This is a genomic window from Thioalkalivibrio sp. ALR17-21 (assembly GCF_000420185.1).
Taxonomy (GTDB): domain Bacteria; phylum Pseudomonadota; class Gammaproteobacteria; order Ectothiorhodospirales; family Ectothiorhodospiraceae; genus Thioalkalivibrio; species Thioalkalivibrio halophilus.
Genome location: NZ_ATUL01000013.1, coordinates 23739 through 46744, shown reverse-complemented (window position 1 = coordinate 46744; position 23006 = coordinate 23739). Strand labels below are relative to the sequence as shown.

Here is a 23006-nt window from a genome sequence, read left to right as displayed (position 1 = left end):
GGCGACGGGCAGGGATCTCCCTGTTCGGAGCCGGCGGGCCGGGGTTGTGTGACGATCGCCCGTCGGGTGGATGCGCCCACCCGGTGAAGAAGACCCTTCGGATTGTCCGGCCAAGCTAGAGGTTTTCCACAAGGTTCGCAAGTATTTATTCGGACCCGGTGCGAACGCGGGGGGCGCAGGCCGCGGCCACCAGCGCCCGGAACAGGCGCTGGTGGCGGGCCTTCTGCGGCAGGTATTCGGGGTGCCACTGCACGCCGATGCAGAAATCGCGGCCGCCGGCCTCGATGGCCTGGACCACGCGCGAGGGTTCGCGTCCGACAACGTTCAGGTCGTGGCCAAGGCGGTCGACGGCCTGATCGTGCAGGGCGTTCACGCGCAGCGGTGCATCGCCAAGGATGGCGGACAGCCGCGAGTGCGGATCCAGTCGTACCTGCTTGACCGGCAAGAGGCTGCGGGCGTTGGGGGTCTCCGCGTGGAACGCGGCCAGGTCGCGATGCAGACTGCCGCCGCGCACCACGTTGATCAGCTGCATCCCGCGGCAGATGCCGAGGATCGGCAGGTGCTCGTCCAGCGCGTGGTGAATCAGGGATTTCTCCAGCCGGTCGCGCTCCGGGTCCAGCGATGACCTCTTCGACTGGAACAGCCGGCGCAGCAACCACAGCGCGGGATAGAAGGCGTAGCCGATCAGGCGCTGTGACAGGCGTCGTTCGGCCTGCCGGATCGCCGCGCTGCCTGGGCCGTCGGGCAGCGTCTCGCCATAAAGCCCGGGATCGACGTCAGCCCCGCCGCCGACGATCAGCGCGTCGATGCGGCGGTTGCGGCGGGGACGCCCGGGGCGGATGCGCAGGGGGCGGCCGCCGGCCCGCCACACCGCGAGGGCGGTGAACAGCCACGCGGGCGTGCCGCCACGGTCCGGGCCGGTGACGGCGATCACCGGGCGGTGCGGGCGTTCAGAACCAGGCACGCAGCCGCTGCATCCATTCGTCGGCCCAGCGGCCCACCGCCTGGCCCGGGCGTTCCAGGTATTCCCGCGCGAGTCGGTCGAGGCGTTCGGGGTGGGCGGCCAGCTGTTCCACTTCCACCCAGCCGTTCAGCGGGTGCGCCAGGCTCCAGGCCGGGTCGTCGATGCGGCAGTCCGGCAACCGGTAATGCAGGGCGGGACGCGGCTTGATCAGTTCGTGTTCCACCGGCGCCGCCGCAACGCGTTCGGGGTCCAGCTCCGCCAGTACCGGGAGCAGGTCCAGCGGACGGTTGCGCGTGGGGTTGTGCGCCAGCCAGGTGTCGATCAGCGATGCACGGTCCGGGGTGAAATCGGGGTCGAGAATGTGGCGCACGAAGGCGCCGGGGAACGGCCGGATGTAGGGCGACAGGCGGCGCGACAGGTCGATGGCCCCCGCCTGCGCGAGGATCTCGTACATGAGCACGAAGGCTCGCAGGATGGCCAGCAGCCATTCGGGCTCGCGGCTGTGGATCTCGATGTTCAGCTGCAGCCCGAAGGCGTAGAGCAGGGAGCGTTCCGTGCCCAGGGCACCTTCCTGTTGCAGCGCGGCACGCACCCGGTCCAGGCGGGGCAGCTGCGCAGGCTCCAGGGGTGGCGCCACGATCTCGTGCGGGACCAGGCGCCCGGCGGCATCGGCCAGCCAGGCCTCCAGTGCTTCCTGGTCGCGGTCGTCCAGGTCGACCCCCAGCCGGGCCAGGTGCTCGCGATAGCCGCGGTCCTTGAGTACGCGGGCATCCAGCTCCAGCTGGAAATCCCCCGCGTCACTGTCGCGGACATGCAGCACGAAGGCATGCTCGGCTTCGATGTGCCCGCCGAATTCGTCGATGATGGCGCGGGCCATCGTCTCCAGCGAGACCCCTGCCATCTCGATCTCCACGCCGACCCGGCGCAGGGCCCCCTCGGGGGTCCGGGTCCACGGCAGTGGCTGAAACGAAGTGGTGGACATGCGGCGGCTCTCCTGGCGACGCTGTTCGGTCGGACTGTTCGGGCATGGTAGCGCGTTGCGCCACCATCGCACGCCCCGGTGTACGCGGGCGGGGGCAGGCAGTACGATAAGCCCCTCCGCAACCCTGTGTCCCCGGTGTCCCGCATGGACCGTATCTATCTGCGCGATCTCGAAATCCCCGCCGTGGTCGGCGTCTACGACTGGGAACAGCGCATGCAGCGCCCGCTGCGCTTCGACATCGAGCTGGCGGCGGACACTCGCGTGGCCGCCCACTCCGGCGAGATCGAAGACACGGTTGACTACGAGGCCGTGGCCAACGCGGTGCGGGCCATCGTGACCCGCGAACCCCACATCCTGCTCGAATCCCTCGCCGAGGAGATCGCCGAGACCCTGATGGCGCAGTTCGGTTCGCCGTGGCTGCGCATCACCCTGGGCAAACCGGGCGCGGTGGCCGGGGTGCGCGAGGTGGGCATCACCATCGAACGCGGCTCGCTCGCCACCGACTGACCTCGGGACTTCGGCGCGCAGGCCCTGGCCGATTGGCAGGACGCTTCCACACTTCCTGCTCCTGTCTCCCGCACAGCTTTCCCGTACTGCTCTTTCCCGCGCGGCGCCCTTTCCGGTGGCGGCCCCGCCTCGTATTGCCCCCTTTTGGTGCGCCTGCACTTTGTGATTGCACCCGTTCGTGGCAATCACCCGTGGTTTGCCCGCAACAGCGTTGCATAAAACCGGTTTTTGCCCCGTTTAACGTTTCTGGCACGCCCCCTGCAAGGAACGGGTGTCGACAAGCAGCGACATCCAGAAAACACGCAGAGGGAGTCAACCAATGAAGAAATTCGCCTATTCCGCCGTCGCCACCGCGATCCTGGCCGTCGGGTCCACCGGGGGTGTCGTCTTTACTTCCAGCGCGGCCGCCGAGGTGTCGGCCAATATCTCGATCGTGTCCGATTATGAACTGCGGGGCTTTTCCGAAACCGATGGCGGCGCCGCTATCCAGGGTGGTTTTGACTGGGAGCATGCCTCCGGGTTTTACCTGGGGACCTGGGCTTCCAACGTGGATTTCGGGGAAGATGATGGCACGACCTACGAGCTCGACCTTTACGGTGGTTTTGCCGATTCCTTTGATAACGGTTTCGGCTACGACGTGGGGTATGTCTATTACGCCTATCCGGATGCCTCGTTCGAAGGTGATTCCGTCTCATACGACTTCGGCGAGCTGGTCGGGTCGGTCAGTTATGACATGGACGTGATCGGCTTTTATGGCGGTGTCCAGTGGGTGGTGACCGACAGTGCCTCGGAGTCGCTCCTCGAAAGTGACGACGTGTACTTCTACGGTGGTCTGGATGTGCCGTTCGCCGAGGTCTACAGCGCCGGTTTCATGGTCGGACGTCAGACGTACGACGACAGCGACAATGACGATTACACCCACTACTCCGCCAGCCTCGCTCGCGATGCCGGCGAATTCGGCGAATTCAGCCTGAACCTGGCCTATGCCGACGTCGATGACGAAGACATGCGTGCCTGGGTGGGCTGGTCGAAATCCTTCTGAACGTTGAACCGGAAGCAAAACTTCGTTGCGGGTCGTTGCCCCCGGTGGCGACCCGCCTGAGAGGAGCATGACATGAAGATGATTACTGCCGTGATCAAGCCGTTCAAGCTTGATGATGTGCGCGAGGCGATGTCCGAGATCGGTGTGCAGGGCATCACCATGACCGAAGTCAAGGGTTTCGGTCGCCAGCGTGGCCACACCGAACTGTACCGCGGTGCCGAATACGTCGTGGACTTTCTGCCCAAGGTCAAGCTGGAGGTTGCGGTGGATGACAGCCTGGTCGACCAGGTGATCGAAGCCGTTTCGAAGGCCGCGAGCACCGGCAAGATCGGGGACGGAAAGATCTTTGTCTCGCCGGTCGAGCAGGTCCTGCGAATCCGCACGGGTGAAACCGGAACCGAAGCGCTCTGAGCGCCCATCTCGGTCATTATTAGATGAGGTAATCCGAAAATGGATATCGAACAGCAAGTCGTCGAGGTGGCCTACGCCCTTGACACCTTTTACTTCCTGATGGCCGGTGCTCTGGTCATGTGGATGGCCGCGGGCTTTACCATGCTCGAGGCCGGCATGGTGCGGACCAAGAGCGTGGCCGAAATCCTTACCAAGAACATCTCCCTTTATTCCATTGCCTCGGTCATGTACATGCTGATCGGCTACAACATCATGTACAGCGACGGGCTCACTTCTCTGATCCCGGGCCTGGGCTTCTTCATCACCGGTGACAACGCCGTGGCCGAGGTGCTGGGCAGCGGCGGCGACATCTACTACTCGGATCGCGCGGATTTCTTCTTCCAGGTGGTGTTCGTGGCGACCGCGATGTCGATCGTCTCCGGTGCGGTGGCCGAGCGCATGAAGCTGTGGGCCTTCCTCGCCTTCGCCGTGGTGCTCACCGGCGTGATCTACCCGATCCAGGGCTTCTGGAGCTGGGGCGGCGGCATGCTGGACCAGATCGGCTATCTCGACTACGCCGGTTCGGGCATCGTCCACTTCACCGGTGCCGTGGCCGCGCTGGCGGGCGTTCTGCTGCTGGGGGCGCGCAAGGGCAAGTACGGCAAGGACGGCCAGATCAACGCGATCCCGGGCTCCAGCATGCCGCTGGCGACGTTGGGCGTGCTGATCCTCTGGCTGGGCTGGTTCGGCTTCAACGGCGGTTCCGAGCTCAAGGTGTCCGACGTTGAATCCGCGAATGCCGTGGCGGCCGTGTTCACCAACACCAACCTGGCCGCGGCCGGGGGCGTGATTGCCGCGCTGATCACCACCCGCCTGATGTTCGGCAAGGCCGATCTGACCATGGCCCTGAACGGCGCGGTCGCCGGCCTGGTGTCCATCACCGCCGAACCGCTGATGCCCAGCCCGCTGCTGGCGACCTTCATCGGCGCCGTGGGTGGCGTGATCGTGGTGTTCTCCATCGTCGCCCTGGACAAGGTCAAGATCGATGACCCGGTGGGTGCGATCTCGGCCCACGGCACGGCCGGCATCTGGGGTGTCCTCGCGGTGCTGCTGTCCAACCCGGATGCGACCTTCGTGGCGCAGATCGCGGGTCTGGCGGCGATCTTCGTCTTCGTCTTCCTCGCCAGCCTGCTGGTGTGGTTCGTCCTCAAAATGGCCATGGGCATCCGCCTGGGTGAAGAGGAAGAAGAGATCGGTGCCGACGTGACCGAGTGCGGCCTCGAGGCCTACCCCGAGTTCACGAACAAGTAACGCGAAACCCATAGCCTGTACGCAGGCTGGACGGGGCCGGGGGGCCGGCCCCGCAACTTGTCTCCTCCGACGCCGACAGCACGGTCTCTCCCGGGACCCGGAAGTTGGCCTTCAGGGCGCCCTCGTGGCGCCCTCTTTTTTGGGGCGATGAACGCGGATCCCGCGGACCTGCCGATCGGGGGGGTGCCTGTTCGTTGCGAGTGCGAATACGATCAGTGGCGGGGCAATTCGCACCAGTGTTGATCTTCCTTGTTTGGGGTTTGCTTAATAACCAATTGAAATTGCGGAAAGATTATTTCTGGCACTCCGTTTGCAGGCCAGTTACATGCGAGACAAATCAGTCTCTTTGTGGTGATGGTCAGCGGAGATAGAGCCAATGAAATTCAAGAAGCTTGCAAACCTCGTTTCGCCCCGTCGCGCGGACGCCGCGAATACGGCATTCAGCCCCGATCGCCGTAAGTTCCTTCGAACGGGATGTGCCTGTGGTGCGTTGAGTCTTTCCTCGGCCGGCATGGCATTGCTAGCGACCACCGGAAGTGCCAGGGCCGGGGTTGCGGATGAAATGGTGAAGGCGGGGCACCTGCCCGCGGGGTGTATTTCTCACCTGCTCCTGGCCGCGCAACGGGGGCTCTTCAAGGAGGCCGGGCTGGCCGTGGACATTACCCAGTTCAACGGCCCCATGGAGAATCTCCGGGCGCTCGGCGTCGGGGGAGTGGATGTGGCCCACAACCCATGGACAGCGTCCATGGCGGATTATGCCGAGGGCAATGATGGCCTGCGGATTATTGGCGGTAGCGGCATCTCCGGGATCGAGCTGGTGGCACGCGAAGGCTCGGTGACGTCCGTGGAGGAGTTCGTCGAAGCGGCGGGCCAGGGGCTGCGGGTCGGTACGTTGCGGCTGGACACACTGGAGCTGGTTGCCTACGGGACGATGTCGCAGAACGGGCTTTCATACAGTGACTACGAGATGACGTTCTTTAACGGCATGCCGGGGATGGGCGAGGCCCTGATCAACGGCAACGTCGATGTCTGTACCCTTGCACAGCCCTATGCCGAGACCGTGGTCAAGGAGTCGGGCGGCAAATACATCGCCACAAGCAACGATGTCTGGGGCCCGGATGCGGCGGATTGCGTGATTAATGCCACTGCCGATTTCATGGAAGAGCGCCCGGAGGTGGCGACGCGCTACATGGAGGTCCTCAAGGAGGCAGGGGAACAGTTCCATTCCGACTTCGAGTCGGCGCTGGACGACCTGGAGCCTCTGTTCAGCGCGTCACGCGAGGTGCTGGAAGTCGCCCTGAAGCGTCAGCCGCCGGCACCGGTAATGTCGCAGGAATCCGCGGATGGGATCCGCCAGGGCGTCGACTACCTGATCGAACTCGGATATTTCGATTCGAACATCGCGGACGAGGTGATCGATCTGCGTCTGAGTCCGAGCGAGACCGCCTGACTGTGGATCATGCGGTGCCGTGATGTTCGGCGCCGCATGTTTGCCGGACCGGTTGTTGTGACCGGAGCAGGACTTCCGCGATGGCCCTGGTTTCCCGGGCAGCACTCGCTGTCCGGGTCACCATGGCTGTAACGGTTGCGCCATCGACGAGGATGGTCAGCTGTTCGCCCAGTTCCTCGGGCCGCGGAAACCCTTCGTCACGCAATAGCCGGATAATGGCCCGCCTGATCGAATCGCGATGATTCAGCGCCATCCTGCGGTATTCGTCGGCCCGTTTGTCATGTTCCGCAACCGTGTTCACGAAAGGACATCCATAGAATTCCTCGTGGAGGAACCAGTCCTCCAGGATGTCAAACACACCTGCGACACGATCTGCCCCGGTTCCCGGCAAAGCATCCAGCCGGCTCTCGAACCATTCCATCCAGCGATGGCCATCCCGCTCCAGAACCTCCTTGAGGAGATTCTGTTTGGAGCCGAATTGTTCATAAAGCGTCTTTCGCGCGACCCCGGCTTCGGCGAGTAGTCGGTTGAGTCCGGTGCAATTGACGCCGTCGCGGCAGAACAGCCTTGTTGCCGTGTCGAGCAGAATTTCCCTGGGATCTTCATCTCGCGGTCGACGCCCCATGTCGTGTGCACCCCGATGGCTGAGCCTGAGCGCGATCGTAACACGCGATCATCACGCGGGCTTGCCGCTTTTCCGAGGCAGTGCAGCGACCCCGGCGCCCGGTTCGGAATGGGGTCCCGTCAATGCCACATCGGGGTGCAACTGCTCGCTGATGGGGCCCGCCCATGGGGCCTCGGGGTATCGGGCAACCCGTTTTGCGTTTCTTAAGGTTCTGATTCTGCGGTTTGTAAAGGGTTGGCATGGTCTCTGCATTGGCACCTAGTAGAAAGACCGGTCTCTTTATTATTCACGATACAAGCTCATCGCCCGGTGAGCCGGTCTTTGCCAGGCGAGGAAGCAACGAAGGAGACGGACATGCCGGAAGCCAAGCATTACGACACCATCATCGTGGGGGCGCGTGTGGCGGGCAGCTCCTTGGCCATACAGCTTGCGCGTGCGGGTCAGAAAGTAGCTGTGCTCGATCGCACGACGTTCCCGTCGGACACGCTTTCGACCCATGTTGTCTATCCCAATACGCTCAAGCGGATGGACGAACTCGGGGTCCTCGACCGGGTGCTGGAGAATGGTCCGCCCCCCCTGTATACCGCCTGGCATTATGACGGACAGATGGTAGTCGCCCCCCACACGCCTATTGCAGGGCGTGACTGGGCGATCTGTGTGCGGCGGATCACCCTCGATTCGATCCTGGTGGATCAGGCCCGGTCTGATGGAGCCGAGGTCTTCGAGGGGTGCCAGGTCACGGGCCTGATCGGTGAAGCGACCGACATCGATCCGGTTCGTGGGGTCACCGCGTCCGGCCCCGAGGGTGAATTCAGTCTGACCGCCGATGTGGTGGTGGGAGCGGACGGTGCTAACTCGTCGATCGCCCGGCTTCTCGGAGCAGAGAAGTACTCCGTCATGCCCAGCGAGACGATGCAGTACTTTGCTTACTGGAAGAATGCCGACGTTCGCAACACGCAGGACTTCTTCTTTGAGCCTCCCTGGGTCGTCACCCACTTTCCTTCCGACAACGATCACCATGTGGTCTCGATCAACGGGCCCAAGAGTGAACGGAAGTCCATCAAGAATCTGGAAGAGTTCTATCTCTCCAAACTGGAATCCGTACCTGCTTTGTGGGGCAGGCTTTCGCGGGCCGAAAAGGTCAGTCAGGTAAAGGGCACCACCCGTCTGGAAGGTTTCTACCGCCGGTCCACCGGTGCTGGCTGGGCTCTCACCGGCGACGCCGCGCACTTCAAGCATCCGGCGACCGCGCAGGGCATTGGTGATGCCCTGCATGCCGCCGAGGCCCTCGCACCGATGATTTGCAGCGGTACCTATCGGGATGAGTACCCGCAGTGGCGACACGAAGCGTCCCGGGAGCTGTATGCGTTCAGCAAGCATCTGGCCGAGGTGCCAACGCATGCCTCCATGGAACTCATGTTCAAGGCCCTGGTGCATGACCCGGATACCGCGCGCCGACTGTTCGACGTCTGGTCTCGTCGGTCGCGCCCGTGGGAGGACGTCATTCCGAATATCCCCGGAATGGAGGCCACTACGGGTACCAGTGTCGAGGACGTCCTGACGCCGATCGAGAGCCAAGATGACCTCCGCAAGACAGCCTGATCTTTCCGACTCCATGACGAGCGTGGATGTGGCCAATCAGGAGGCCCTGGAGCGGGTCCGTGCGTGCGAGCCGCACCTGAGCGGGATCCGTGTCGCTGGAGAGGCCCTCGGCATGGGCGAGCGACAGTTGGGGCATGCCGGGCCGCCGTTCCGCGATCCGTCACGGATTCCGCCGGTTGTGCTTTCCGCACTCGCGGGCGCGACGGTCCTGGAAAGCTGGGCCACCAACCATGAAGAAGGGCGCCGCCTGATTCTCGAAGGTTCGATCCGGCTTACGCCGAATCATGAGCTGGGCACCGTGTCTCCCATGGCCGGCGTGGTCCGACCCTCTCAACCCGTGATGGAGGTGCGCAACGGCGCTGGCTCGGAGACGGCCTTTGCCACCTTCGCGGAGGGCGGACGCCAGGGTCTTCGTTTTGGCGTCTGGGGCTCCAGCGTAGCTGGCCACCTCGCGGAACTCGAGCAAAGGATTGCTCCGGCGATCGCGGCTGCCCTCCCCAAAGGAGGATTGCCCGTTTGGCCGCTGGTTTCGCAGGGACTGCGCCAGGGCGATGACATCCACCAAAGGAACGAAGCCTTCACGCGGGCCTTCATCGACGCACTGGAGGGTTTGCCGCCGGATGTCGCGGCGTGGCTTGGCGAAAACCCCCAGCACTGCCTCAACTACGCGATGGGTGCGGCCAAACTCGTCCTGGATACGGCCAGAGGTGTCTCCGGCAGTTCGATTGTGGTGGCCGTTGCACGCAACGGCGATGAATGTGGCGTCCAGCTCGCCGGTACCGGGGACCGCTGGTTCTGCGCCCCGTCCAATCTGCCTCGCGGCCAGTTGTTCGGGACCTTCACGCCGGACGACTGCCAGCCCGACCTCGGAGACAGCGCGATCATGGAGACGATCGGCCTGGGCGGAGGTGCGGCGTTCTCGGCCCCGGCGCTCAATCGCAAGCTGGGCGTCGCGCAGGATCAGGCCGACCGTGATGCCGTTGTCCAGCGTTCCTGGTTTCTCACCGCAAATCCGTGGTTTGCGCCGCCGGATATCCCCGACGCACGGGACTATGGCCTTGGCCTCGACGCGCGGGAAGTTGCCCGCTCGCATGCCGGCCTTCTGATCCATACCGGTATCGCCCACCGCGACGGCGCCACCGGCTGGATTGGCATTGGTCGCGTACGGGCGCCGGTTGCCTGTTTTTCGCGGGCCGTGCAAACCCTGCAGGAGATTACTGATGCGCCATAGTCCCGATGTCGACTCGCATTCTCAGCCAGTACCGGCTTCCGCCACAGAGCCCTCGGACGCGGGGTCCCTCGCTCAAGGCGATGGTTCCCGGCCGTCGGCCCACTCGCTCGGTACCTGGCTTGCGTTGCGCTGGCGTGACCTGCGCGGAACCGTGTCAACGGTCGTCTGGTTTCTGCTGGCCTGGTTTCTGATTGGCGTTCTCTGGGAAGTGGCGGTCCATTTCCACTGGGTGCACGGCCGCATCCTGCCGCCGCCCAGCGAAACGATCCCGTACCTTTTGTCGGGCCCTGCTCCTGCCGGTATTGGTACGCAGCAACTGACCTACGGTGGTGCCGTCCTGGACACCCTGGGTCGTATTGCCCTCGGTTTTGTCCTTGGGGTCACCGTGGCCATTGTTATCGGGGTCATGATTTCCCTGGTTCGACCATTCCGGAATCTGGTCCTGCCCATCGTGCAGACCATCGCCCCCATCTCGCCGGTTGCATGGATTCCTTTTGCAATCGCCATTGTCGGTATTGGCGGTCCGGCGGCCATATTCGTGGTTTTCATGGCCATTATAGGTTCGATGACCATCTCGGTCGTGACTGCGATCGAAAATACCCCGCAGGAATATCTGATGGTCGCCCGCAACCTGGGGACCCGGGGGGTGCGTCTGTGGACGCATGTCATTCTGCCGTCGGCCGCCCCGACTCTCATCGAGACTGCCCGATTGAGTTTTTTTGCCGCGTGGATGGCGGTCCTGGCCGGCGAGATGGCGGGCATCGATTCCGGCCTTGGCTATCTCATCATGCTGGGGCAGCAGATGTATAACATGAAGCTTGTCATGGTAGGCATCATTACGATCGGATTCCTTGGCTTCGCGATCGATCGAGCCCTGGTTCTGTTGAAGAAAAAGGCTGCATGGTGGGGGTCCCAGCAATGAATGATCATGCGCGCAACGTTCCAGCTCAGGATGCCGAAGTGATCTTCGAGGATGTGACGAAGAAATTCGATGGCCAGCCTGCCATTGAGAATGTGAACTTCCGTGTCCCTCGAGGAAGTTTTACCGTCGTCATCGGACCCAGTGGCTGCGGAAAAAGCACCCTTCTGGGGATGGCGGCGGGCCTGTCCTCGCCCGACGAAGGCTATGTGTTTGCGAATGGTCGACAGGCCCTGGGTCCCACTCCGAAGACCGCGCTCCTGTTTCAAAGCTACAACCTTTTTCCGTGGCTTTCGGCCCAGGGGAACGTCGCATTCGCCCTGCGCAACCAGGGTTGCCGCCCTGCCGAGGCACGAAAACGGGCAAAGGCGCTTCTGGGCGCCGTCGGCCTGGGGGGCTGCATCCAAAAATACCCCATGCAGCTTTCCGGTGGGATGAAACAGCGGGTTGCGCTGGTGCGTGCCTTCGCCCTGAGTCCTCGGCTGCTGCTTCTGGATGAGCCGTTCGCAGCCCTCGATCACCAGACCAAGAAGCTCATGCACCAGTACCTCCTCATGACGTGGGAAGAAACCGGGTGTTCGGTCGTGATGGTGACGCACAGCCTGGATGAAGCGCTCGCGCTCGCCGACCGGATTGTTCTTGTGACGGGTTCGCCCGGGCGTGTTTCGGACATCATCGACGTTGATCTTCCGCGTCCAAGAGACCCCTTCGATGACGGCATGCGGGAGTTGCACGCACAACTGGAGAATCACCTGGAGCGCGAGGTTACAAGGGGAGAATTTACCGCCGAGGAACGAGAGATCCTGGGTGCGGCCGGCGGCAGCAAAAACTGAAAGAGGTTGACCAAGATGCCAAATGTGATTTTTGTCGAAAGTGACGGCCAGACCCACGAAGTGGAAGCCGAGGTCGGATCCTCGTTGATGGCATCCGCCGTGGGGAATGGCGTGCCGGGGATACTGGCCGATTGTGGCGGGGATTGCGCCTGTGCTACGTGCCATGTCTATGTGGATGATGACTGGTCCGAGCGGATCGGTCCGCCCAACCCCATGGAGGATGAACTCCTCTCTGCACGTGAAGACCGGCGGGACAACAGCCGCCTCTCCTGCCAGGTGAACATCGAACCGGACCATGAAGGGCTTCGGGTGTTTCTGCCCGAAGAGCAGTTCTGATGGAACCGGCGATGGGCCGCGTCTTTGACCTTGCCGTCGTGGGCGGCGGATTTACCGGGACGTCGCTCGCCCTCCACCTGGCTCGCGAGAAAGCGGATCTCTCGATCGCTTTCTTCGAACCACGGGGGCGGCTGGGCTACGGGCTCGCCTATGACACCGCAGACCCGTTGCACCGCATTAACGTGCCGGCCGAAAAGATGACCGTCTTTGCGGATGCGCCTGACGATTTCCTGCAGTGGTGCTTGCACGAGGCGGGCGTCGACGAATTCGATCCGGATGCCAGAGGCGCGGACGGGCATTTGTATCCCGCGCGGGGCGATTTCGGACGATATGTGGAGGAGCGGCTCGCCGCACACCCCTTGCCTGTGGAGACGGTCCCTTCTGCCGCGAGGGTCGTGGAACGGGTCTCCGGTGGTTTTCGGGTTGAGGCAGCGAACGGTCAATCGCTCGTAGCCCGGCGGCTGGTCCTCTGCAACAGCCACGGGTCGCCGCAGTTTCCCTGGGCCGCAGACGAGGCGGTCCTTGATCATCCCCGTCGGGTGGACGACCCGTGGAAACGCGAAGCGCTCGGGCGTATCGGAACGCGCGACGAGGTGCTGATTTTTGGTACGGGCCTGACCATGGCAGACACGGTGGTGGGCCTGCTGGACCGAGGCCACGTGGGTCCCATCCGGGCCGTATCCCGGCGTGGCCTGCTGCCCCGCCCGCACGGTTGCTCGTACGAACCCGTCCCGATCGATCCATGCCCGGGGGGCGAGACGCCCGGCCCCGCGAAGTTCCTGCGGATCATCCGCTCCATGCTCGGGGATGCGGAGAGCCGGGGAATGGAGTGGCAACCGGTGATCGAAGGCGTGCGTGCGGCGCTGCCGACGATCTGGCCGCAGTGGTCGATGCGGGAGCGTCGCTCGGTCCTCCGTCATCTGCGCCCGTACTGGGATACGCACCGTTACCGCCTGTCCCCGCAGGTCCTGCAGGTTCTGGCGGATGCACGCTCCAGCGGTCAGCTCACCGTGACGGCAGGATCCATCGTCGGCGTTCGGTTGGATGCAAGTGAAGACCGGTTCCGCGTGGGGATCAGGCCGAGGGGCTCGGAAGAAGCCAGAACGTTTTCCGCGGACTCGCTGGTTAACTGCATCGGCCCCGTGAGTGATATCCGGCGGTCACGTGACCCCCTGTTCTCGGGACTGCTGCAAAAGGAAATGATCGCGGCCGATTCGCTGGGCCTGGGCGTCCAGGTTGATCAGCAATGTCGGGTGCTGGATTCGGACCATGAAGTGGTGCCCGGGCTTTATGCCGCCGGCCCCCTGACGCGTTCGGTGTTCGGCGAGGTCATGGGCGTTCCCGAGATTGCGGCGCAGACCGCCGCGCTGTCCCGTGTGATTAAAAGGGACCCCTTGCCTGAAGCGCAGACATCACCGGACGAAGAGCGAGCGATGCTCTGAGATTCTCTCCATATGGAGTGAGGGGCGCCCGGCATGGAGCCGGGCAGGCGCCCTGGGCGCTGTCGCGTGGTTGCCGCCGTTCCCGGCGGCATGAGGCGTGTCCTTGAGAGGCCCGCCACGGAGGGTGATTAAAAATGCAAATCGCTAATGTTTGATAAAGGAGAAACCATGAGCAGCATCAGTTATCACAATGTCGAATCGGCCCCGGCGCCGGTCGCTCCCTATCACCATGCGGTCGAGGCGGATGGATGGCTTTATGTGACCGGCCAGTTGCCGATCGACCCGTACAATGACGGCGCTCCTCTTCCGGAGGGCATCGTCGCTCAGACCGAGCTGGTTTTTAAGAATATCCAGGAGATTCTCGATCAGGCCGGCTACAAGTTCACCGATGCAGTCTATGTGCGGATGTTCCTGACCCGGTTCCACGAAGATTTTGCCGGGATGAATACCGTTTATACCCAATATTTCGAGCGGGACACGCTTCCTGCCAGGACGACCGTTGGTGTGGCCGCGCTCGGGCGCGACGCCCTCGTGGAGATCGACATGGTCCTGTACCGAGGAAAATAAGATGAAGAGTGGCGGTGTGGTGATCGTGGGCGGTGGGCACGCGGCTGCGGAACTTGCGGCCCATCTGGTTCAGAACGGATACGAGGAGAGGGTCTCCATCATCTCCGAGGAGGACCGGGCTCCCTATCACAGGCCGCCACTCTCCAAGGGCGTTCTGGATGGCGCCCAGCAGCCGGAGGAGATTGCTCTTCGTCCGGAAAGATTCTACGAGGAGCGGGGCATTCAGCTGCTGCTCGGAAGAAAGGTGGTGCGGGTCGACCCGCAAGCCCGTGAGGTACTGCTGGATGACGGGTCGAGCGTCCGGTTCGAGAAACTCGTCATCGCTACCGGCGCTGCGCCGGTCGTTCCTCCGATTGAAGGGGCGGATCTTCCGGGGGTGTGCACGCTGCGCTCGCTGGAAGATGCGATCAGTCTTCGCGAGGCGTTCGGGAGGAGCAGCAGAGTGCTTCTTGTCGGCGGCGGGTACGTCGGCCTCGAGGTGGCGGCCAGTGCAAGGCGCATGGGCCTGGAGGTCGCGGTTCTTGAGGCGGGGGCAGAGGTGATGTCGCGGTCGGTCAGTCCGACGATCGGCGCTTTCATGCGAAGGATCCATGAAGGAAAGGGTGTGGAGGTGAATCTCCGGGCCAGGGTGGAGAAGATCGAAGGGGATTCCCGTTGTCGGGGCGTCACCACGGCGGACGGGATGGTGCATGAGGCGGACCTGGTCGTGCTGGGGGTCGGGGCTGCACCGCGTGACGAGCTCGGGGTGGAATGCGGGCTGGCTTGCGACAGGGGGATTCGAGTCGACGAATTCGGGTTCACCGGGGTGCCGGGCATCCATGCGATCGGTGACTGCTCGGTGATCCATGAGTCCGGTCAGGACGAGGGCCTGCGGCTTGAATCGGTCAGTGGCGCGGTGGGGCAGGCCCGTCGCCTGGCGGCGCATCTGACAGGACGGCCGGATCCCGGACGCGACGTCTTCAATTTCTGGACCCATCAGTACGAATACAAGGTTCAGGTGGCCGGCCTGCCGGGCGGTGACTGGACGACGGAGATCGCGGGGAACATGGACGAGGAGGTGTTTGCGGTGTATCACACCGACGGGGAGGGCCGTGTGCAGGTGGTTGAGGCGGTGAACCATCCATCGGCATTTGTTCGGGGCAAGGCCGCTATCCGCAAGGGCGCGCCAGTCCCCGGGGGGTGAGAGACCCGCTCGTAACGAGTGGAAGGGTTTCAGTCCCGCCGGGGAGCGCGTCTCGCGAGTCCGGTCGAACCGGACTGGCCTGCCCTGGGTCGCCGGCGCCGGTGCCGACCGGAATGCATGCAAGGCTTGCCGGGCAGGTTACCATTCGTTCCTCGTGATAGCGGGGCCCGATCATTGATGGATTGCCTTCTCGAGGTGAGTCACCTCCAAACCGAACGTCTGGGGCCGCTGTCCCTCAGGCTGCAGCCCGGTGAGCTGGTGCAGATCACCGGCGCCTCCGGTGCGGGGAAGTCGCTGCTGCTGCGGGCGATCGCCGATCTGGATCCGAACACCGGCGAGGTGTGGCTGGACGGGCAGGCGCGCGATGCGCTGACGCCGCCGCAGTGGCGCCGGCAGGTGGCCTATGTCCCGGCGGAGACCGCCTGGTGGGGCGATCGCGTGGACGAGCATCTGCCCGCGGACTGGGCGCGCGAGGATGCCGAGTCCTTCCTCGAGCATCTGGGGCTGGAACACGGCGCCCTGGACTGGGAGGTGGAGCGGCTGTCCAGTGGCGAGAAGCAGCGACTGGGGCTGCTGCGGGCCCTGCTGACCGGGCCGCGCGTGCTGCTGCTGGACGAACCCACCGCCAACCTCGACCTGGAGAACACCCGCCGCTTCGAGCGGCTGGTACGGGCCTGGATGGCCGAACGCGAAGCCGCGGCCCTGTGGGTCACCCACGACACCCAGCAGCGCGACCGTCTGGGCGGACGCATCCTGACGCTGAGTGACGGCCGGCCGGAGGGCACATCATGGACCTGATCCGGCTCAGCCCGTTCGACCTCGCGCTGGCGGCGGTACTGGTGGTGCTGCTCGCCGGCGTGACCATGTGGGCCCGCATGGGCGTGGGCCGTACCCTGCTGATCGCCGCCGTGCGCACCGTAATCCAGCTGTTGCTGGTGGGCCTGGTGCTGCAGACCCTGTTCGACCATGCCCACCTGGGATGGGTCGCGCTGATGGCGGTGGTGATGCTGGCGGTGGCCGGTTACGAGGTGATGGCCCGCCAGCAGCGACGTTTTGCCGGGATCTGGGGCTACGGGATCGGCGCGGCCACCATGTTCGTGTCCTCGTTCGCGATTACGGTGCTGGCACTGACGACCATGGTCGGCCCCAGCCCGTGGTGGGAGCCGCAGTACGCGATCCCGCTGCTGGGGATGCTGCTGGGCAACACCATGACCGGCATCGCCCTGGGCCTGGACCGGCTCACGCAGAACGTCTGGCGCGAGCGGCGCACCATCGAGGGCCGGCTGGCGCTGGGGGCGTCGTGGAGCGAGGCCGTCACCACCATGCGCCGCGAGGCGGCGCGTTCCGGACTGATGCCCACCATCAACGCGATGGCCGCCGCGGGCATCGTCAGCCTGCCGGGCATGATGACCGGACAGATCCTCGCCGGCGCGCCGCCGGTGGAGGCGGTCAAGTACCAGATCCTGATCATGTTCCTGATCGCCGCCGGCACCGGCTTCGGCGCCATCGGCGCGGTGTGGTTCGCATCCAGCCGCCTGTTCGACCACCGCCAGCGTCTGCGCCTGGACCGTCTGAAGCCCGGACGCCACACCTGAAGACGAACGAACGGAACGCGTCAGACGGTCAGGTGCTCCCGGACCAGGTCATCGCTCAGTTCGCCCATCTCGCCGCCGGCCACGATCTGGCCGTTGTTGATGATGTCGAAGCGGTCGGCGGTGGCCCTGGCAAACGGCAGCTTCTGTTCGACCAGGAGGATCGTCAGGCCCATCTCGGTGTTGAGCAGCCGGATGACGTCGCTGATCTCGCGCACGATGTTCGGCTGGATGCCCTCGATCGGTTCGTCCAGCAGCAGGATGGAGGGGTTCAGCACCAGGGCACGGCCGATCGCCAGCTGCTGTTGCTGCCCGCCCGACAGGTCGCCACCGCGGCGGCGTGCCATGTCCTTGAGCACCGGGAAGAGTTCATACACTCGTTCCGGGATGTCGCGGGAGCGTTTGCTGGCGAGGGCGACCTGCAGGTTTTCCTCCACCGTCAGGCGCGGGAAGATCTCCCGGCCCTGGGGCACGTAGCCCAGACCCAGCCGCCCGCGTTCGTGGGGCTTGCGGCGGCTGATGTCCTCGCCCTGAAACAGGATCTTCCCGCTCGCGATCGGCAGCAGGCCCATCACGCATTTCAGGAGCGTGCTCTTGCCCATCCCGTTGCGGCCCATCAGGCAGTTGGTCCTGCCTTCAAAGATGTCCAGGTCGATGTCGCGCAGGATGTGGCTGCCGCCGTAATACTGGTTGAGGCCTTCGATCCGAAGCACGTTCAGGTCCTCCCGTGGAATGTTCGAGACGCGGGCGTGCGGATGGTCCCGGTATGGATCGGTGCCACGACTCAGTCCTCCTCGCCCAGGTAGACCTCGCGCACGCGCGGATCGGCCTGAACTTCGTCCATGCGGCCCTCGGCGAGCACGCTGCCCTGATGCAGGACCGTGACCTGGCGGGCGATGGACCGCACGAAGTCCATGTCGTGTTCCACCACCACCACGGAATGGCGGCCGGCGAGGCTGGTCAGCAGTTCGGCGGTCGCCTCGGTCTCCTGGCCGGTCATCCCGGCCACCGGCTCGTCCACCAGCAGCAGGCGCGGCTTCTGCATCAGCAGCGACCCGATTTCCAGCCACTGTTTCTGCCCGTGCGACAGCGACCCGGCCGGGGCGTCGCGCCGCTCCGTCAGGCCGATCAGCTCCAGGGTCTCGTCCAGCTGATCCCGCTGTTCGCCGTTCAGTTTCCAGGTCAGGCTGGTCAGCAGGCCGCGGTCGGCGTGCAGAGCCAGCTCCAGGTTTTCGTGCACCGAATGGTTTTCGAAGACGGTCGGCTTCTGGAACTTGCGCCCGATCCCCTTGCCCGCGATCTCGTGTTCCTTCAGACGGAGCAGATTGATCCGGTTGCCGAACCACGCGGTGCCCGCATCCGGACGGGTCTTGCCGGTGATCACGTCCATCAGGGTGGTCTTGCCGGCCCCGTTCGGGCCGATGATGCAGCGCAGTTCGCCGTCGCCGATGTACAGGGTGAGGTCATCCAGCGCGCGGAATCCGTCGAACGACTTGGTGATGCCCTCCAGGTACAGCGCCATGCCGTGCGAGACGTCGAGCGCCGGGTTCTCCGCGGGGTTGTTGACGAGGTCGAACACCCGGTCCCGGCGCATCGTCTCGCGGAACCGTTCGAGACTTTGCGACACGCCGTTCATGCCTTGCCCTCCTTGCGGCGGGAAAACAGGCCGATCACCCCGCGTGGCATCAGCAGCGTGACGAAGATGAAGATGCCGCCGAGGATGAACAGCCAGAGATCGGGGTGCGCGCTGGTGGCCCAGGTCTTGACCACGTTCACCACGCCGGCGCCGAGGATGGCCCCGACCAGCGTTCCGCGGCCCCCCAGCGCGACCCAGATCGCCATCTCGATGGATGCGGAGGGCACCATCTCCGAGGGGTTGATGACGCCGGTCTGCGGGACGTAGAGCGCGCCGGCGACCCCGCACAGGACCGCGGAGACCACCCAGACGAACAGCTTGTAGCGCAGCGGATCGTAACCGGTGAAGCGCACGCGGTTCTCGGCGTCCCGCACGGCCGTGAGGACCCGCCCGAGCTTGGAGGTCACGATCCAGCGGCACAGCAGGTAGGCCAGGATCAGTGCCAGGGCCGAGACCCAGAACAGGACCAGCCGGGCCTGCGGGGTGCCGAGATCGAGCCCCAGCAGATAGGTGAAGTTCGTCAGTCCGGTGTCGCCGCCGAACCCCGTCTCGGTGCGGAAGAACAGGTGCATCCCGCCGAAGGTGAGCGCCTGCGTAATGATGGCGAAATACACCCCCCGGACCCGGGAACGAAACGCCAGTACGCCGAACACGAACGCCAGCACCCCGGGGACCAGGGCGATCATCAGCAGGGTAAAGAGGAACGAATCGAAGCCCGCCCAGTACCAGGGCCAGTCGCTGTAATCCAGCCACTGCAGGAAGTTGGGCAGGCGGTCCTCGTAGCTGACCCGCGTGAGATGGGCGCCCATCACGTAGCCGCCCATGGCGAAGAAGACCCCGTGGCCCAGGGACAGGATCCCGGTGTAGCCCCAGATCAGATCCAGGGCCAGGGCGACCATGGCCAGGGCGAGGAAACGACCCGCGAGGGTGACCATCCAGCCCGGCATGTGGAACGGGGAATCGGGGGGCACGAACCAGTACAGCACCGGGACCACCACCAGTGCCAGGAACGCGAGGATCGCGAGGATGACCCAGGCGGTCCCGCCGTGCAGCCGGCCGAGATGGGAGATTGCGCTGGACGAATGCATGAAGACGGTCTCCTAATCGTCGGCCGAGCGGCCCTTCAGGGCGAAGATCCCCTGAGGACGCCACTGAATGAACAGGATGATGGCGGCGAACACGATGATGGTGCCGAGTACGGCGCCGACCGCCGGTTCCAGGAATTTGGTGGTCACGCCGATCCCCAGCGCGCTCAGCACGGGACCGAACAGACTGCCCACGCCGCCCAGCACGACGACCATGAACGACTCCACGATGTAGTTCTGGCCCATCTCCGGGCCCACGTTCACGATCTGGGACAGCGCGACCCCGCCCAGGCCGGCCACGCCGGCGCCCATGCCGAAGGTCCACATGTCGACCCGGCGCGCCGGGACGCCCAGACAGGCGGCCATGTCCCGGTTCTGCATGACCGCGCGGACCTCGAGGCCCAGACGCGTCCGGTTCATCAGCACCCAGACCAGCCCGACGACGAAGATCGCGAACACGATGACCCCGACGCGCGAGGTCGACAGACTGACCCCCTGCATGATCTGCACGCTGCCGGAGAACCACGGCGGGCTGGCGACGCTGACGTTCTGTGCACCGAAGATCATGCGGACGGACTGAATCAGGACCAGGCTGATGCCCCAGGTGGCCAGCAGCGTCTCCAGCGGACGGGTGTAAAGAAAACGGATCACGCCGCGTTCCATGGCAATGCCCACGGCACCGGCCGTCAGAAAGGCCAGTGGGACGGCCGCGATCAGGTAGTAATGGAAGTACTGCGGGATGAGAAGGGCGAACAGTGCCTGGGTCATGAAGGTCGTGTAGGCCCCGACCATCAGCAGTTCGCCGTGGGCCATGTTGATCACGCCCATCAGCCCGAAGATGATCGCCAGACCCATGGCGGCCAGCAGCAGCACGCTGCCCATCGAAAGTCCGTAGACGAGGTCGGACACGAAGCGGGCCGTGCGTTCACGCTGCTCGATTGCGCGAACCCCGGCCGCGGCGGCTTCGCGGATCTCCGGGTTCGTCTCGACGGGTTGGCCGTCGTCGTCGCGTTCCAGCAGGGACTGCAGGTCGCTGCGCAGGCGGCTGGCCCGGACCTCGGCCACGATCTCGACGGCTTCCAGCCGACGGGCATCGTCCTCGCTGTCGAGGTCCAGCTGGGCCAGGGCAATGTTCAGAAGGCGTTCCGTTTCCGCGGCCGTTTCCTCGTCGAGGGCGGCGATGATGGCGTCGCGCATCTCCGGACGGGGGCGTTCCGCCAGTTCTTCGGCTGCGGCGAGGCGGGCGGCCGGGTCGTCCGCGAAGATCTGCAGCGCGCCGATGGTCGGGCGCAGCACCCGGCGGATGGGGTTGGTCGCACGTGGTTCGTTCAGATCGCCTGCGTCCAGATCCTCCCGGGGTTCACCGGTAATGGCCTCCCGGAATGTCCCGTCGCGGGCATCCTCGATGATCAGGGTCTCGTCATCGGTGAAAAACAGCCGACGGTCGCGCAGCGCCAGCAGGGCGGGCAGCGTGTCCGCGTCCTGACTGGCCGCGATGTCCTCGATGGCGGCCTGCAGCGCCCGGATGTCCTGAGTGGCCATGGCCCTCAGGAGTTCTGCGGTATCTTCGGCAAGCCCTTCGTCGCTGACTTCGGCCAGTTCGGCTTCCAGTTGTTCTTCCTGCTCTTCTTCGAGCTGCTCGGCCTGTTCCCGGGCTTCTTCCATGGCCGCCGATGCGCCCGGTGACAGCAGGGGCGTCACGAGCAGCGCGCACAGCAGGCCGTTGGCGACACGTGCGGTGAGTCGCATGATTCTCTCTCCTCAGGGTGCCCCGCCACGGATGCGCGGGGGGGCAATCGGGAAGGCCGGCACCGGTGTGGTGCCGGCCGGACGTACCCGGACTCAGAAGCGCAGGTCGTAGGTGGGTTCTTCGCAGTCGCCGCAGACCCAGGGATAGCGCCAGTTCGCCACACGGTCTTCGTTACCTTCGACGTAGTCGCTCCAGGGTTCGGCGCGGACCACGTCATCGGTTTCCCAGACCGGGAAGAACTGACCATCCGGCTGGATTTCGCCAATGATCACGGGCTTGTGCAGATGGTGATTCTCGTCGTCCATGCACACCTCGAATCCCGACGGCGCAGCGACGCACTGCCCGTACACCGCCTGGCGGACGGCGTCGACATCCGTGGTCCCCGCCTGCAGGACCGCCTGGGCCCACATGCGCATGCCGATGTGCGTGGCCTCCATCGGATCATTGGTCACCCGGTCGGAACCACCGGACAGGCCTTCCTGTTCCACGTATTCCATCCACCGCTCGGTGAAGCGTTCGTTCTCCGGGGTCTCGATGGACATGAAGTAGTTCCAGGCGGCGAGGTGGCCCGCGAGGGGGTCGGTGTCCATGCCGCGGAGTTCTTCCTCGCCCACCGAGGTCGCCAGTACCGGAACGTCGATGGGGTCGATCCCCTGGTTCGCGAGCTCCTGATAGAACGCGACGTTGGAGTCGCCGTTGATGGTGTTGATCACCGCGGTGGGGCCATCCTGGGAGAAGCTGTCGATGTCGCTGACCAGGGTCTGGAAATCGGCATGTTCGAACGGGAAGTAGACCTCCTCGATGGCGTCGTCCGAAATCCCGTGGGCATTCAGATAGGCACGCACGATGCGGTTGGTGGTCCGCGGGAAGACGTAGTCAGTGCCGACCAGGAAGAAGCGCTCGGCGCCGCCGCCCTCGTCGCTCATCAGATATTCCACGCCGGGCAGGGTCTGCTGGTTCGGCGCGGCGCCGGTGTAAAAGATGTTGCGCGAGGACTCCTCGCCCTCGTACTGAACCGGGTAGAACATCAGCCCGTTGAGTTCCTCGAGGACCGGCAGGACCGCTTCACGGGACACTGATGTCCACGAGCCGAAGATGACGTCCACGTTCTCGCGCTCGATCATCTCACGGGCGTGTTCGGCGTAGGTGGGCCAGTCGGAGCCGGGGTCCATCACCACCGGTTCGAGTTCGCGGCCCAGCAGGCCGCCGTTTTCGTTGATGTCCTCGATGGTCATCAGGGCCACGTCCCGGAGGGACGTCTCGCTGATGGCCATCGTACCCGACAGCGAGTGGAGGATGCCCACCTTGATCGGATCTTCGTCGGCCTGTGCGGTTATGCCTCCGCCGGTTGCCAGGCCCAGGGCCAGTGCGACACCGGTGGCGGTGCGGGTGGCCCGGCGCGCGAGCGAAATTTGCGGGGGGTGGCTCGTGTTTGGATGCATCGACTGTCTCCGTTCTCCGCTAGGGATCGTTTCCAGGGAACAACCCGGCACTCCGTAATACCGGCGCCGGACATTCCCGGGGCAGCAAGCTGTGTGCCATGAACGGAAAACGGGGTC

23 protein-coding genes are annotated in these 23006 nt (G+C 64.6%); 15 read left to right on the top strand and 8 right to left on the bottom strand.

Annotation, left to right across the window (positions count from 1 at the left end; translation table 11 throughout):
* Positions 1 to 145: 145 nt before the first annotated feature.
* Both G020_RS0108435 and G020_RS0108430 read right to left on the bottom strand, forming a co-directional pair.
* The gene (locus tag G020_RS0108435) at positions 146 to 934 is read right to left on the bottom strand and encodes a gamma-glutamyl-gamma-aminobutyrate hydrolase family protein (protein WP_024329294.1); all 789 of its coding nucleotides are present in this window, start codon (positions 932 to 934) and stop codon (positions 146 to 148) included.
* Between the two features lie 16 nt (positions 935 to 950).
* Complete coding sequence (locus G020_RS0108430) at positions 951 to 1946, bottom strand: amidoligase family protein (protein WP_024329293.1); 996 nt, start codon at positions 1944 to 1946, stop codon at positions 951 to 953.
* A gap of 144 nt (positions 1947 to 2090) precedes the next feature.
* Here G020_RS0108430 and folB point away from each other — a divergent pair, with 144 nt between their 5' ends.
* The 5 genes from folB (at position 2091) to G020_RS0108405 (ending at position 6646) form a co-directional block, all read left to right on the top strand.
* Positions 2091 to 2453 (top strand): dihydroneopterin aldolase, encoded by a 363-nt coding sequence (gene folB / locus G020_RS0108425; RefSeq protein WP_018869194.1) that lies wholly within the window; start codon positions 2091 to 2093, stop codon positions 2451 to 2453.
* A gap of 319 nt (positions 2454 to 2772) precedes the next feature.
* Entirely contained in the window at positions 2773 to 3495 is a 723-nt protein-coding gene (locus G020_RS0108420) for a TorF family putative porin (protein WP_024329292.1), read from the top strand.
* Between the two features lie 72 nt (positions 3496 to 3567).
* Entirely contained in the window at positions 3568 to 3906 is a 339-nt protein-coding gene (gene glnK / locus G020_RS0108415; protein WP_018869196.1) for a P-II family nitrogen regulator, read from the top strand.
* A gap of 39 nt (positions 3907 to 3945) precedes the next feature.
* The gene (locus tag G020_RS0108410; protein ID WP_024329291.1) at positions 3946 to 5196 is read left to right on the top strand and encodes an ammonium transporter; all 1251 of its coding nucleotides are present in this window, start codon (positions 3946 to 3948) and stop codon (positions 5194 to 5196) included.
* Positions 5197 to 5707: 511 nt separating this feature from the next.
* A complete protein-coding gene (locus G020_RS0108405) occupies positions 5708 to 6646 on the top strand; it encodes an ABC transporter substrate-binding protein (RefSeq protein ID WP_369774059.1) in 939 nt (312 codons plus the stop codon).
* Between the two features lie 7 nt (positions 6647 to 6653).
* On the opposite strand, the gene G020_RS0108400 is transcribed toward G020_RS0108405, so the two are convergent.
* Entirely contained in the window at positions 6654 to 7271 is a 618-nt protein-coding gene (locus G020_RS0108400; protein ID WP_081647402.1) for a TetR/AcrR family transcriptional regulator, read from the bottom strand.
* Positions 7272 to 7625: 354 nt separating this feature from the next.
* On the opposite strand from G020_RS0108400, the gene G020_RS0108390 reads away from it, so the two are divergent.
* From G020_RS0108390 to fetB, 10 genes are all read left to right on the top strand, one after another.
* Positions 7626 to 8873 carry an NAD(P)/FAD-dependent oxidoreductase gene (locus tag G020_RS0108390; protein ID WP_024329288.1) on the top strand — a complete coding sequence of 416 codons (1248 nt, stop codon included), beginning with the start codon at positions 7626 to 7628 and terminating at the stop codon, positions 8871 to 8873.
* 13 nt (positions 8874 to 8886) lie between these two features.
* Complete coding sequence (locus G020_RS0108385; RefSeq protein ID WP_024329287.1) at positions 8887 to 10104, top strand: DUF1116 domain-containing protein; 1218 nt, start codon at positions 8887 to 8889, stop codon at positions 10102 to 10104.
* Complete coding sequence (locus G020_RS0108380; protein ID WP_024329286.1) at positions 10094 to 11026, top strand: ABC transporter permease; 933 nt, start codon at positions 10094 to 10096, stop codon at positions 11024 to 11026. The genes G020_RS0108385 and G020_RS0108380 overlap by 11 nt, the downstream gene beginning before the upstream one ends.
* Positions 11023 to 11856 carry an ABC transporter ATP-binding protein gene (locus G020_RS0108375; RefSeq protein WP_029681248.1) on the top strand — a complete coding sequence of 278 codons (834 nt, stop codon included), beginning with the start codon at positions 11023 to 11025 and terminating at the stop codon, positions 11854 to 11856. Before G020_RS0108380 ends, G020_RS0108375 begins: the two co-directional genes overlap by 4 nt.
* A gap of 15 nt (positions 11857 to 11871) precedes the next feature.
* Positions 11872 to 12192, top strand: a complete 321-nt coding sequence (locus tag G020_RS0108370; protein WP_024329285.1) for a 2Fe-2S iron-sulfur cluster-binding protein — start codon at positions 11872 to 11874, stop codon at positions 12190 to 12192.
* Complete coding sequence (locus G020_RS0108365) at positions 12192 to 13634, top strand: FAD/NAD(P)-binding protein (protein ID WP_024329284.1); 1443 nt, start codon at positions 12192 to 12194, stop codon at positions 13632 to 13634. Before G020_RS0108370 ends, G020_RS0108365 begins: the two co-directional genes overlap by 1 nt.
* 168 nt (positions 13635 to 13802) lie before the next feature.
* The gene (locus tag G020_RS0108360) at positions 13803 to 14201 is read left to right on the top strand and encodes a RidA family protein (protein WP_018946703.1); all 399 of its coding nucleotides are present in this window, start codon (positions 13803 to 13805) and stop codon (positions 14199 to 14201) included.
* A gap of 16 nt (positions 14202 to 14217) precedes the next feature.
* On the top strand, positions 14218 to 15384 hold the full coding sequence (locus G020_RS0108355; protein ID WP_231363055.1) for an NAD(P)/FAD-dependent oxidoreductase: 1167 nt from the start codon (positions 14218 to 14220) through the stop codon (positions 15382 to 15384).
* A 177-nt stretch (positions 15385 to 15561) separates the two neighbouring features.
* Positions 15562 to 16182 (top strand): ATP-binding cassette domain-containing protein, encoded by a 621-nt coding sequence (locus G020_RS0108350; protein WP_019591537.1) that lies wholly within the window; start codon positions 15562 to 15564, stop codon positions 16180 to 16182.
* Positions 16173 to 16979, top strand: coding sequence for an iron export ABC transporter permease subunit FetB (fetB, locus tag G020_RS0108345; protein ID WP_019589969.1), 807 nt, complete (start codon positions 16173 to 16175; stop codon positions 16977 to 16979). Before G020_RS0108350 ends, fetB begins: the two co-directional genes overlap by 10 nt.
* Positions 16980 to 16999: 20 nt before the next feature.
* Here the strand turns inward: fetB and urtE are convergent, their stop codons facing one another.
* The 5 genes from urtE to urtA all read right to left on the bottom strand — a co-directional run bounded on the left by urtE (position 17000) and on the right by urtA (position 22889).
* Complete coding sequence (gene urtE, locus G020_RS0108340; protein ID WP_019591536.1) at positions 17000 to 17689, bottom strand: urea ABC transporter ATP-binding subunit UrtE; 690 nt, start codon at positions 17687 to 17689, stop codon at positions 17000 to 17002.
* 71 nt (positions 17690 to 17760) lie between these two features.
* On the bottom strand, positions 17761 to 18612 hold the full coding sequence (gene urtD, locus G020_RS0108335) for an urea ABC transporter ATP-binding protein UrtD (RefSeq protein ID WP_019591535.1): 852 nt from the start codon (positions 18610 to 18612) through the stop codon (positions 17761 to 17763).
* Positions 18609 to 19700: an urea ABC transporter permease subunit UrtC gene (gene urtC, locus G020_RS0108330; protein WP_019591534.1), complete on the bottom strand. Its 1092-nt coding sequence runs from the start codon at positions 19698 to 19700 to the stop codon at positions 18609 to 18611. Before urtC ends, urtD begins: the two co-directional genes overlap by 4 nt.
* A 12-nt stretch (positions 19701 to 19712) precedes the next feature.
* On the bottom strand, positions 19713 to 21446 hold the full coding sequence (urtB, locus tag G020_RS0108325; RefSeq protein ID WP_019591533.1) for an urea ABC transporter permease subunit UrtB: 1734 nt from the start codon (positions 21444 to 21446) through the stop codon (positions 19713 to 19715).
* Positions 21447 to 21539: 93 nt separating this feature from the next.
* Entirely contained in the window at positions 21540 to 22889 is a 1350-nt protein-coding gene (gene urtA / locus G020_RS0108320) for an urea ABC transporter substrate-binding protein (RefSeq protein ID WP_019591532.1), read from the bottom strand.
* Positions 22890 to 23006: the final 117 nt, after the last annotated feature.

Excerpts from the sequence above, each read along its gene's own strand:
- G020_RS0108385 (WP_024329287.1), top strand. The coding sequence starts at position 8,887 with ATGACGAGCGTGGATGTGGCCAATCAGGAGGCCCTGGAGCGGGTCCGT.
- G020_RS0108390 (WP_024329288.1), top strand. The coding sequence starts at position 7,626 with ATGCCGGAAGCCAAGCATTACGACACCATCATCGTGGGGGCGCGTGTG.
- G020_RS0108410 (WP_024329291.1), top strand. The coding sequence starts at position 3,946 with ATGGATATCGAACAGCAAGTCGTCGAGGTGGCCTACGCCCTTGACACC.
- G020_RS0108430 (WP_024329293.1), bottom strand. The coding sequence starts at position 1,946 with ATGTCCACCACTTCGTTTCAGCCACTGCCGTGGACCCGGACCCCCGAG.
- G020_RS0108370 (WP_024329285.1), top strand. The coding sequence starts at position 11,872 with ATGCCAAATGTGATTTTTGTCGAAAGTGACGGCCAGACCCACGAAGTG.
- fetB (WP_019589969.1), top strand. The coding sequence starts at position 16,173 with ATGGACCTGATCCGGCTCAGCCCGTTCGACCTCGCGCTGGCGGCGGTA.
- G020_RS0108360 (WP_018946703.1), top strand. The coding sequence starts at position 13,803 with ATGAGCAGCATCAGTTATCACAATGTCGAATCGGCCCCGGCGCCGGTC.
- G020_RS0108405 (WP_369774059.1), top strand. The coding sequence starts at position 5,708 with ATGGCATTGCTAGCGACCACCGGAAGTGCCAGGGCCGGGGTTGCGGAT.
- urtD (WP_019591535.1), bottom strand. The coding sequence starts at position 18,612 with ATGAACGGCGTGTCGCAAAGTCTCGAACGGTTCCGCGAGACGATGCGC.
- folB (WP_018869194.1), top strand. The coding sequence starts at position 2,091 with ATGGACCGTATCTATCTGCGCGATCTCGAAATCCCCGCCGTGGTCGGC.
- glnK (WP_018869196.1), top strand. The coding sequence starts at position 3,568 with ATGAAGATGATTACTGCCGTGATCAAGCCGTTCAAGCTTGATGATGTG.
- G020_RS0108375 (WP_029681248.1), top strand. The coding sequence starts at position 11,023 with ATGAATGATCATGCGCGCAACGTTCCAGCTCAGGATGCCGAAGTGATC.
- urtB (WP_019591533.1), bottom strand. The coding sequence starts at position 21,446 with ATGCGACTCACCGCACGTGTCGCCAACGGCCTGCTGTGCGCGCTGCTC.
- urtC (WP_019591534.1), bottom strand. The coding sequence starts at position 19,700 with ATGCATTCGTCCAGCGCAATCTCCCATCTCGGCCGGCTGCACGGCGGG.
- urtA (WP_019591532.1), bottom strand. The coding sequence starts at position 22,889 with ATGCATCCAAACACGAGCCACCCCCCGCAAATTTCGCTCGCGCGCCGG.
- G020_RS0108350 (WP_019591537.1), top strand. The coding sequence starts at position 15,562 with ATGGATTGCCTTCTCGAGGTGAGTCACCTCCAAACCGAACGTCTGGGG.
- G020_RS0108420 (WP_024329292.1), top strand. The coding sequence starts at position 2,773 with ATGAAGAAATTCGCCTATTCCGCCGTCGCCACCGCGATCCTGGCCGTC.
- G020_RS0108380 (WP_024329286.1), top strand. The coding sequence starts at position 10,094 with ATGCGCCATAGTCCCGATGTCGACTCGCATTCTCAGCCAGTACCGGCT.
- G020_RS0108400 (WP_081647402.1), bottom strand. The coding sequence starts at position 7,271 with ATGGGGCGTCGACCGCGAGATGAAGATCCCAGGGAAATTCTGCTCGAC.
- G020_RS0108365 (WP_024329284.1), top strand. The coding sequence starts at position 12,192 with ATGGAACCGGCGATGGGCCGCGTCTTTGACCTTGCCGTCGTGGGCGGC.